This is a genomic window from Peribacillus aracenensis, from assembly GCF_025175645.1.
Classification (GTDB): Bacteria; Bacillota; Bacilli; order Bacillales; family DSM-1321; genus Peribacillus; species Peribacillus aracenensis.
This window is the reverse complement of record NZ_JANZMJ010000077.1, coordinates 1-2875: the sequence shown is the minus strand read 5'-3', so window position 1 is coordinate 2875 and position 2875 is coordinate 1. Positions and strand designations below refer to the sequence as shown.

Below are 2875 nucleotides of genomic sequence, written 5' to 3'. Positions count from 1 at the left end.
GTTCCGTTAGCAAAACCGGCCTTCACCCCTTGGATAGGCATGACGAAGGAATGAAAGGGCATAGGATTATGACCCGTTGAGACATGGGAGGGAAAGCCTCCAGGGGCAGCGTGGAGAATGCGTGCAGCATATGTAATAATATGGGATTTTCAACAGATCCCCTATTTCAATCTGCCCTCATCTTATCAAAACGGTCTTATCTCTTTCGTTCATCTAAAGCAACCTATACCATGTGGTTTGAAATCCTGCGAATAAGCGAGTATTCGTGAGCATTATCTATTAAACTGAGGGAGTTCAATAAGCTATTTTGTAGAATAAAGTGTAAACTCACAACACCTTTGAGTTGCAGAATACACTCAACAAATTCAAAAGCTATCAAAAAAAAGCAACAGTATAAATAAGCAGAAATCGCAAAGTGGTTTCTGTTTATTTTTTTAAACTTAGGTTTTTATTTGCATGTTATGCTTTTTCTAAAAATACTTTAACTTTTTGAAACTTTTTCTGAAGATATATTCCACTAATAGTTGAAAGGAGTTGAGAGAGAGAGATGGAGTTTGAGAATGATAAGATGGTTAAAAAAGCAATCAGGGGCAATAAAAAAGCTTTTGAACAACTCATAAAGCAGCACTATGAACGAACCTACCGGACTGCTTATCTATATGTACATAACGAAGAGGATGCATTAGATGTCGTTCAAGAGGCAACGTATCAAGCTTTTACGAGTATTCATTCGTTAAAGCATCCGGAATATTTTATGACTTGGCTTACAAAAATCATTATCCGCTGTGCTGGCCAAATCCTTAAGAAAAGAAATAATATTGTGCGGCTAACAGACGAAGTATTGTCTAATTTAACGGTAACCTATCATTCAGGTCATGACGAAGCAATAGATCTATTAAATGCGATCGGACAGTTAAAAGGGAATTATAGATCCGCCATTATTTTGTTTTACTACTATGATTATTCTATTAAAACCATTAGTGAAATCATGGAGATCCCCGAAGGGACTGTAAAAACTTATTTAAGCAGGGGGAAAGCCGAATTAAAAAAATCCTATAAAGAAGAGGAGGGCAAATGCAATGGATAACAAAGAAGTAAAAAGTGCTATTGAAAAAATAGTTGTACCAAAAGAAAAAGTGTTTGACGCTATTGATAAAGGCTTAAAAATGTCAGGGCAAGGTAGGAAAATAAAGAAAAAGAAAGTTCTTGCAGGTTCAGCTGCTGCAGCTGCTCTTCTTGGAATCACCATTGCTTCTGGATTTGTTAATCCTACAATGAATAAAGTATTGGCTAATACCCCTTTAATAGGCGGGATTTTTCAAGAATTCAATGATTCAATGGGCGTTGAACTTGCGAATCAAGATGCAGTGACAGAATTAAATCAGTCCTTAACTAAAAATGGAGTGACTGTAAAACTGACCAGCGCTTACTTTGATGGCAATGTAGTATCAATTACAGGATTTGTAGATGAAGATGTGGAAAAGGGGCATAACGAAAAAGGAGAAGTAAGCTTTGATGTAAACTTTGAACACAATAAAGGGGATCATGACCCTTGGCTAAATGGAAAGTCAAATGACATTAAGAAAGTGGAAAATGGATATAACTTTCAATGGAAAATGGTATATCCTTATAAATCATTTAAGGAGAATTTTACTCTTCCCATAACGATTCATAATATCAACGGGATAAAAGGTGAATGGAATTTTGATATTCCAATTCAACAAGAAAAAAATCGTACACTTGCTATTAATCAAGAGCAAGGATATCCGGAAGACGAGGTAAAAATCCGTATTAAAGAGATACTAACTGCAAAGGCATCATCATCACTTATATATGAGACCGTTGAGAAATACAAAGGTGATGATATTTATATAAAAGCAGTTGATAATAAAGGAAAAGTGTATAGGTTTGGAGATGGAACTTTACTTGATGAGTCAGAACAAGAAGATGGATATCAAAGTACAATGAGAAGAGAAATGACCAAGCTCAATTCAGATATTTCTTCACTTACCTTTTATCCTCAGTTATCTGCAGCAGATCCAAAAGCACAACAGCTTTTGAATATTAAATCTTTCACCTTAAAAAGCACACGGTTCAATTTAGGCCTGCAGGTAAATGATGTTACTCAAAAAGGTGAGAAATTGGTAATAGATTATCAACTTACAGGGCTCCCGAAGAATTTGAGTAAAGGTAAACTTGAAACAATTAACCATAATTTGAAATACCTTTTCTGGTTGGTTGATAAGGAATATTTAACTAAGATCGACCCGGAAAATCCATGGCCACCTAAAAACCACGGTATTCCCTTTAATAAAGTAAAAATGATTGATAAGGCAACAGCACACTTCCAATCTACTTTTGACTTAAACGGAGAAGAAAGGATTGAGAATTTTAAGCTGGAAAATACAATGTTGCTATTTGATTTTTCAAGCTTTGTCCCAGCTAAGGAATTAAAACCATTTACTGTTGTACTTCCAGTGGAGAATGAATAAACAATTAAAGTAGCTCATTTTAGGGACCATATAGTTGACGAGTGGAATTCTACTAGTGCATTGAATAATTAGTAATATCGGGGCGATGACTTATGTAAGTCACCGTCTTTTTTTTATTAGTTAGAAGTTTGTGAAATATTGCACTTAAACTATAGGGTGCGTTAGCTGAAGATTGGAGCTGTCTTAAAGACAGCTTTTTCTTGTGTGCCAGGCATGGCAACTATCTAGGTGGTGAAAGTCCACTGTGGGGGTACACATCGACCAACCACTAAGGAAGCGCAAGGTACTTATCGTGAGGTAAGGGCTGGAGGAAGCGTGGAATAAAATCTTGGCTCGACGAACAGGAATCTGATACTAAGGCTCTATAAAGGGATTAAACTCCA

General features: G+C 36.1%; 2 protein-coding genes. Both read left to right on the top strand.

Annotation, left to right across the window (positions count from 1 at the left end):
- The first annotated feature begins 547 nt into the window (after positions 1-547).
- The gene (locus N0M92_RS28935) at positions 548-1087 is read left to right on the top strand and encodes a sigma-70 family RNA polymerase sigma factor (RefSeq protein ID WP_260289008.1); all 540 of its coding nucleotides are present in this window, start codon (positions 548-550) and stop codon (positions 1085-1087) included.
- Positions 1080-2492, top strand: a complete 1413-nt coding sequence (locus N0M92_RS28930) for a DUF4179 domain-containing protein (protein WP_260289007.1) — start codon at positions 1080-1082, stop codon at positions 2490-2492. Before N0M92_RS28935 ends, N0M92_RS28930 begins: the two co-directional genes overlap by 8 nt.
- Positions 2493-2875: the final 383 nt, after the last annotated feature.